5 protein-coding genes are annotated in these 7,721 nt (G+C 68.1%); all 5 read right to left on the minus strand.

Annotated elements, in window-relative coordinates:
• Nucleotides 1-360: 360 nt before the first annotated feature.
• A complete protein-coding gene (locus tag VFQ05_09250) occupies nt 361-1,041 on the minus strand; it encodes a Crp/Fnr family transcriptional regulator (GenBank protein ID HET9326944.1) in 681 nt (226 codons plus the stop codon).
• Nucleotides 1,029-1,529, minus strand: a complete 501-nt coding sequence (locus VFQ05_09255) for a sigma 54-interacting transcriptional regulator (GenBank protein HET9326945.1) — start codon at nt 1,527-1,529, stop codon at nt 1,029-1,031. Before VFQ05_09255 ends, VFQ05_09250 begins: the two co-directional genes overlap by 13 nt.
• 25 nt (nt 1,530-1,554) lie before the next feature.
• Nucleotides 1,555-1,830 (minus strand): hypothetical protein, encoded by a 276-nt coding sequence (locus VFQ05_09260; protein HET9326946.1) that lies wholly within the window; start codon nt 1,828-1,830, stop codon nt 1,555-1,557.
• A 238-nt stretch (nt 1,831-2,068) separates the two neighbouring features.
• On the minus strand, nt 2,069-6,922 hold the full coding sequence (locus VFQ05_09265; protein HET9326947.1) for a sigma 54-interacting transcriptional regulator: 4,854 nt from the start codon (nt 6,920-6,922) through the stop codon (nt 2,069-2,071).
• A 189-nt stretch (nt 6,923-7,111) separates the two neighbouring features.
• On the minus strand, nt 7,112-7,721 hold a 610-nt coding region (locus tag VFQ05_09270; GenBank protein ID HET9326948.1), incomplete at its 5' end, for a tryptophan 2,3-dioxygenase family protein.

Genomic DNA, 7,721 nt, shown 5'->3' on the forward strand with positions numbered 1-7,721 from the left:
CGGATGGCCTCGAAGGTCGGGACGACGTTGCGCTTGAGGCGCGCCGGGTCGTCGGCGGCGACGGCGGGGGACGTGATGGTCATGGGAAGGGCAAGGGTGAGCCACAGCGATCGGGGGCCAAGCATGCCGAAGAATAGCACCATGCAGCCTTGCCCGCGTGGCTCGCGAGAGTCGGCCGGGGCCGCCTTCCAACCCCCAACCTGTCGGGAAGGCGGTGATCCCGGCCGCTACTTCATTCTTGGGGCCGTCACCGGAACGACGGATCGTCCCCCGATCAATCCGCGTCGTGCCAACCCGGCGCCAGCCCCATTCGCGTGCGGTGCGCTCACAAACCGTATCGGCCGTGAACTGTGGCGTCATTCAAGTGCCGCAACGTTGCCGTACCACTTTCTGAAGACGAGGGCGCAGCCCGACCTGGCTCCCACTCATCAGGTCGGGCAGCACGAAAGCCGAGCCGCGCCGGAACAGTGTCCCGTCATCCTCGAGATCGCGCAGGAGCCGGCAAAGGTAAGGCGCGGTCATCCCCAGCAGCTGGCTCAGCTCCCACTGGCGCAGCGGCAGGATCACCCGGTGACCCTCCATGCACCCGCCCGGCGTCGATGGAAGCGCCCGCAAGAACGCCACGAGCCGATCGCGCGAGCGGATCGCATGCAGGTCGCTGGACTCGATCAGATCCACGTCGATCTCGCGACTGTGCATGTGATGGATCTGCCAGGAGAGATCGGTGTCGCTCTGCAGCCGCTGCAGAAAGGCCGGGGCGCACATCCGCGACATCCTGACGGCGGTGAGCGTGACCGCGGTGGCGGCCGCCGGCTCGCCCAGGATGACCGCCGCGGCGCCAACGAACCATCCCGACGAGCGGAGCCCGACGATCCGCTCCTTCCCGGTCGTGTTCACACGCATGAGCTTCACGAGACCACGCTGGATGTGGAACACGTCGCGGATCGGCTCCCCCTGACGACACAGCGTCATTCCTGCCGGATACGACAAGGCATTGGTGAGCGGGTCATCGCGATGAATTACGGGGGTCACGCTGGCCATTCGGCGAGCTCCTCTTGGATGTTGGACTCGCTCAGCACGACGCGCACCTTGTCGAGCGAGTCGTAGAGCTGGGGAAGGAATCGACCAGCGCTCACCTGGGCCTCGAGGTCGGTCGCACTGCCGGTGATCAAGAGTCCGAGCGGACACGCTGCGCCGATCAGGCTGGTCTCCGCGAGGCGGTCCACGAGCCGAAGCAGCAGCTCCTGGTCTTCGTTCGAGAGTGCGTCCACCGAGTTCACGAACAGCGTGCAAGCGCGATCGTCGAGAAACGCCTCGCTCTGACCAAGACGGTGGTCGCGGTTGGCCCATTGACACAGCGCAAGGCGAAGCACGTCGGCTTCGCGTCGGCAGTCGAACTGGTGATACGCGCCCTTGGGACGTGGGCGAGAGGAGTGGATGCTGCGCGCCACTCCCTCTCGCTTGGCACTCGTCCCGAGGAGGACGAGCACGTTGGAACGCGTGCAATGCGGTTGATTTTCGACGGGCATCGACCCTCCAACGGTTGGGGGCGGGTTAAGCCCCCGCTCGGCGGCGCACGAAGAACGGCAAGGCCCCCTCCTGCAGCGAGAGGCGCGGGCTCCTCCGGAAACCGCTTTCGAAGAGACCCCGCACGCCGGGCCAGCCGATCCGCGGGATTCCCGTGCCGTTGAGCGAGCCGGCTTCGGGAGTCGCGGGACGGCAGGTCGTTCCGCCGCTCGGCCCCGTACCGCTGTACTGGGCAAGAGCCGGACGGTGAACCGTGAGCGATGAAGCGAGGATCAGCACGGCATACCAAGAGCGGCGCGACATCGGATTGCTCCTCACGGGGGAAGGTGGGTTGGGGACCCACCTGACCCATAAGGCGAGCAACGTGCCGGAACCGCGTCTTCGTCGTGGCTTCTAAGCTATTGATTATCTGTAGGTTATCGGTTGTACTCCGCGAGGCGCCTGCGATTGGAATTCGCAAGAACTTGCGATGGATTTGGGGCGGTTGCGGCAGGGCGCGGAGAGCGCGGGGAGGCCCGTGATTCGCAGCTTTTCGCGAAAACTACTCGGGTCGCGGTTTCCTGCGACCCTGGATCCCGTACTTGGCCATCTTGGCGCGGAGTGTGGATTCCTTGAGCCCAAGGTACCCAGCGGCCTTGCTCTGATTGCTGTGGAACATCCGGAGCGCGTGCTCGATCGCTTGCCGCTCGCGAGCCTCCTGAGTCTCTTTCAGCTTCGCTCCACCGTTGGTTGGAAAACGTCGGGTTGGCTTCCTCATCGAAGTCGGCGCATGGAGCACGTCGCCAGGTGTCATCACCATCGCGCGCTCCACGAAGTTCTCCAGCTCCCGCACGTTTCCGGGCCAGTCACGCTGCATGAGGTCCGCGAGAAAGTCGGATGCGAGCTCGGGAACCTGTCGTCCGTCTCGCGCAGCCACCTGCGCAGCGAAGTGGCGCGCCAGCTCCGGGATGTCTCCCTTGCGCTCACGCAGCGGCGGCAGCTCGATCCGGATGACGTCCAGCCGATGGAGCAAGTCCTCCCGGAACCTGCCGTTCTCCACCGCGCTCTTCAGGTCGCGATTCGTGGCCGCAATGATGCGCACGTCGATGAACACCGGCTTCGTGCTCCCGACGGGAGTGACTTCCGACTTCTCGACGGCGGCGAGCAGAGCACCTTGCTGGTCCAGGCCGATCTCGGTGATCTCGTCGAGGAAGATCGTTCCCTTGTCCGCTGCGCGGAAGTGGCCGGGGCTCGCCTTCACGCCCACCGCGACTCCATCGAGAATTCCGAACAGCTCGCTGATCAGGAGGTTCTTCTCCAAGGCCGGGCAATTCACGGGAACGAACGGCTTGTTGGCTCGAGGCCCCGACTGATGGATCACCTCGGCGACGCGCCCCTTCCCCGTGCCCGTTTCGCCGGTGAGGAGCACGGTGGCCTGACTGCCGGCCGCGCGCTCGATGAGCGGAATGATCTTGCGCAGAGCGCGGCTCGATCCGATCAAGCCGGCGCGAACCAGGCCGCTCATTTCACGTCGAAGCTTGAGATTCTCCCGGGTGAGGCGCTCGCTGGCGCGGCTCTTCTCGAGGGCCACCGCCATCATCATCGCGAACGCATCGAGCAGCTTGCGCTCGGCATCGCCAAACACGCCAGGGTTTCTCGAGTCGAGGTAGACCGCACCCACCACACGCCCGTCCAGGAACATCGGCACGCAGAGGAGCGCGCGCAGCCGGAGCTCCTCGACGCTGCGCGAAGCCGCCTGAGGGTCCTGCGGCGCGTCGAAGACGCGGATGCTGCGCGCTTCGTTCACGACGCGCTGAACCAGCCGGCGGCTGAACTGTAGAATTTCCTCGGCTGACGTCGCATCCGCGGCGCCGCATTGAGCGATGGGCTCCATGGTGCCGGTGGCCTCGTCGAGGACGAGGAGCACGCCGCGCTCGGCCTCGAACTGGTCGACGGCCAGCTCCATGGCGCGCTGGCTCAGCTCTTCGTAGTCCGACAGCGAGCGCAGCAGCTCTCCCACCTTCTCGATCAGGCCGCGCTCCGCCTCGACGAGGCCGTGCTCGACCTGGCCGCGCAGCCATTCGCACTCCACCTCGATCGCCTGCGCCCTGCGAGTGCGGTTGCCGAGCCGCTCGAACAAGGCGACCGACTTACGGAGCCACTCAGCGACGGGAGCCCTGCGATCCACGTGGGAATGAATCGCCAAACGCGCGGCGTCGAGCAGTGCCATGGCGCGATCGTGCGGGGCCGGATACGACTCGAACCCCGCCAGCGCCGAGTCCAGCGACTCGATCGCCTCGTCGAGCCGGCCTTCGGCGAGTGACAGCTCGGCGCGGAGCTGCGACGCGACCGCGGCCACGTAGCGATGCTCGTGCTGCGCCAGCCAGTCCTTCGCAGCACGAACCGCCTGCGCTGCACGCCGGCGATCGGCCAAGCGAAGCGCAGCGCGTCCCACGACCAGCTCGAGCATCGCCTCGCCCGACGTCCAACTCGATTCGGCGCGCGGATTCGGAATGGCCACCACCTCGGAGTATCGCTCGAGCTCGAACAAGGCCCGCCCATGCTCGGCCCGGCACCACGCGGAGCCCTCCACGCTTGCCTGCTGTAGGGCTAGACCGACGGCCTTGCCCGAAACACGCTGCGCGCGGTTCAGAAGGCCCATGGCGCGCAGACCGCGCGCGCGCGCGCTGTGCGCGGCGAAGGCGAGGGATGGGAGAAATGCGCGCGTGAGCCGGATGGCCCGGCGCGCAAGGCGCACCGCTTCGCGCGGCCGGCCGATGAATCCTTCCACGTTCGCCAGATTCACCGCCGCGAGTGCGGTGCTGTGTCCGCGTCCGTCCTCCAGCGCAATGCGGAGCATCTGCCGGAAGTGCTCGCGGCATTCGAGCCCGCGACCGAGGTCGCCCTCGAGCTGACCGAGATGATTGAGCCCTTCTTCGATCGCCAGCCGCGACTGACTCGTCTTCGCGCGCTCGAGCGCCCGTTCGTAGAGAGCCCGGGCTTCGGGCGTGCGCCCGCGACGCTGCGCGATCATGCCCTGAAGCTGGATCGCTCGCGCCTCACCGACTGCGTTGCCGCAGGCGGCGTATTCCTCGGCCGCGCCCTTGCCCTTCACTTCCGCATCATCCAGGCGATCGAGAGCCAGCAGCACGGAACCCGCCGTGAGTGCCGCGTTGCCCGCACCCTCGACATCACCGGCCTGAGCACAGGCGTCGATCGCCTCCTGCGCAGCCGCGAGCGCCTCGGACAAGAGCCCGGCGCCGTAGAGTCGTGCGGCCTCCGTGCCGAGCAACCGGGCGCGCACCGCCGGCGTGGGCTCGCACGACATCGCCTTGGCGATCGCCCGCTCGACCTCGCCGGGACCTCCCGCGCGGTTGAGCGCGACGGCCAGCTTCTCCCAGCGTTCTGCGCGCAACGCGTCATTCTGGGTGCGCTCGATGGCGCGCTCGAGGTATCGCGCGGCGTCCTGGTAGGCGCCGCGTCGTCGAGCCGCCTGGGCCGCGCGGTCGAACCAGAGATCCGCACCGATCGCGTGCTCCTCGGCGATGCGGGCGACGAGCTCGACCGGGACTTGCTCGGGGCTGGTTTCCCACATGTGCTCTGCATGCTGGATCGCACCCCGCGGATCCCCAGCGGCCGCCATGTGGTGGATCCTGCCACCCGGCGTGGGCTCGAGCACCTCCAGAGCCTGGCGATGGAGCGCCCGAACGGTGTCGGCATCCGCGCTCGCCACCAGCGGCTCGGCGAGCGAGCCAAAGGCGAAACGAATGGCTCCGTCTTGCTCGGTTCGCACGAAGCCCGAGTCGAAGAGCGCGTCGATGCCTCCATCCGCCTCGGCGAGCAGCTTGGCGAGCTGCTCGCGCCGGAGTCTGCCGCTGCAGACCGCGAGCGCGAGCGCGGCATGCTGCGCCGATTCGGGAAGGCCGGAGATTCGTTCGAGCTGGGCGGCAGCGAAGTCTCCCGAAGGACGCAGCGTGGCGAGGCGCGCAGAGTCGACGCGCACTCCACCGTCGTCCTCGACGATCGCGCGCGTCGTGGCTGCGGCTCGCAGCAATTCGATGGTCCGCCCTGGGCTCCCCGAGACCGCAGCGAAGAGATGCTCGACCAGATCGGGCGCCGCGGTGGCGGCGATGCGCGCCGCGATCAAGCGCTCGATGCCCGAGCGATCGAGCGGTGACAGCTCGAGGAGCGCCAGCCGGCCCGAGAGCGCGAGCACCTGCTCCTCTTCGGGCATCGCGGCCAGCGCGGAACGCGACCACAGCATGCGCAGCCTGCCGTAGGGGTCGACCGCGAGACGCCGGAGCACCACGATGGCAGCGGGCGGCAGGCGGTCGATGTCGTCGACGATGAGCAGGGGCCGCACACCGTCCACGGCTCGGGATTCAGCGAGCGCGATCGTCTTCTCCGCGCCGGGCTCGGCGATGCGGAAGACTGGACGCTGCGCGAGTGCTTGGCGCGCAGCGAAGGCGTCGAGCAGCGACGTGCGGCCGATGCCCGGCTCGCCGGTGAGAAGCAGCGTGCTCGGCTGCGCGGCCGCGAGCCAGGCGTCGAGCCGCGCCAGCTCGCGCTCTCGGCCCACCAGTACGAACGTGCGGAGACGTTCGGCCAGCGGCCGGCGCACTCCGGGAAGGATGCGCTCGAGCTCGCGGCGAACTTCGCGCGCGTCGCGCGGACGTTCGGCGGGATTCGGGGAGAGAAGACGAAGGATGAGACTCGAGAAGGCCGGGGAGACTTCGGCGCGCTCGAGCGGCGCGATCGGCGCCGGCCCTTCGGCCTGGCGGCGGAGACGATCCGTGCTGCTCTCCCCTTCGAACGGCGAGTGCCCCGTCGCCAGCGAGTAAAGCGTTGCACCGAGTGCATAGAGATCGGAAGCCGGCGTGAGCGCGCCGCCCGCCACGATCTCAGGCGCCGCGAACCCCGCCGTGCCGACGTGGCGACGGTCGTTTCCGCCCAGCGAGCGCGCGAGCCCGAAGTCGACGATGCGGACCCCCGCAGGGCGCAGCTCGCCCGGATTGACGACGACATTCGAAGGCTTGAGGTCTCCGTGGACGATGCCCGCCTGATGCAAGGCCTCGAGTCCGTGCGCGAGCTCGACGGCCACGAAGGCGAGCGACTCGCGGGTGAGCGCGCCGAGCTGGTCGGCCGAGGATCCCGGCGCGTACTGCATCGCGTACCAGGCCGCACCATCGGGCTCGAATCCGAGCTCGAGCACTTCAACCACGGCCGGATGGCGGATGCCCGCGAGCAACGCGAACTCGCGAGCGAGCGCCGAGCGATCGGAAACCGCCTTGGGGCGCAGCCGCTTGAGAGCACACTCGGCGCCGGTGGCGAGGTCGCGGGCGAGGAACACCTCGCCCATGCCGCCCTGGCCGAGAGGACGGATCAGTGAATAGCGGTCACCAACGCGTTCATTCATTCGGGAGCGAAGCGAACGCCGCGGCCCGAGCTCAGGGGGGTCGGGACGCGCAGGAAGTTGCGAACGGTATTCTTGTGCCTGGGATGCGGAAGGCTAGCACTGGAGCCAGGTTGGGGCACGACATTTCGCAGGAAGCTGCGAACTCGGCGCCCCCGGGACAGTAAGATCTATCCGTCCCAGGACGGATGACTACAGCTCAGCCCGAATCGCCCAGAGGTCCGGGAACAGCGGCTTGTTCAGCGTGGTCTCGAGGTAGGCCGCCCCCATGGAACCACCCGTGCCCGGTTTGGAGCCGATGGTGCGCTGCACCATCTTGACGTGGCGATAGCGCCACTCCATGAGGCCTTCGTCGAGGTCGACCAGCCGCTCGCACACCGAGCTGACCAGCGGATCCTTGCGGTAGATCTGGATCAGCGTCGGATGCAGCGCCTGGGTCTCCTGCACCGGCTGCGTGACGTCACGCTTCAGCGCCTCGGCGGGCACCGCGTAGCCCTGACCGACCAGGAAACGCAGGAAGGCATCCCACAGCGTGGGCGCCGCGAGCCGCCGTTCCAGCCTCTGCCGCGCCTCACTGCCCGGCTCGTAGCGATCCAGCGCCTTCGGGTTCTTGGCGCCGAGCGCGAACTCGATCTCGCGGAACTGGAACGACTGGAAGCCGCTCCCCGACTCGAGCCGCGCGCGGAAGCTGAGGAAGTCGAGCGGCGTCATGGTCTCGAGCACGTCGATCTGCGCCACCACCACCTTGAGGATGGTGAGGATGCGCTTGAGCGTGGCCAGCGACCGCGGCGCATCCGGCCGC

It is taken from the genome of Candidatus Eisenbacteria bacterium (assembly GCA_035712145.1).
Classification (GTDB): domain Bacteria; phylum Eisenbacteria; class RBG-16-71-46; order RBG-16-71-46; family RBG-16-71-46; genus DASTBI01.

Coding starts and splice junctions, on each gene's coding strand:
- VFQ05_09265 (HET9326947.1), bottom strand. CDS start 6,922: ATGAATGAACGCGTTGGTGACCGCTATTCACTGATCCGTCCTCTCGGC.
- VFQ05_09255 (HET9326945.1), bottom strand. CDS start 1,529: ATGCCCGTCGAAAATCAACCGCATTGCACGCGTTCCAACGTGCTCGTC.
- VFQ05_09250 (HET9326944.1), bottom strand. CDS start 1,041: ATGGCCAGCGTGACCCCCGTAATTCATCGCGATGACCCGCTCACCAAT.
- VFQ05_09260 (HET9326946.1), bottom strand. CDS start 1,830: ATGTCGCGCCGCTCTTGGTATGCCGTGCTGATCCTCGCTTCATCGCTC.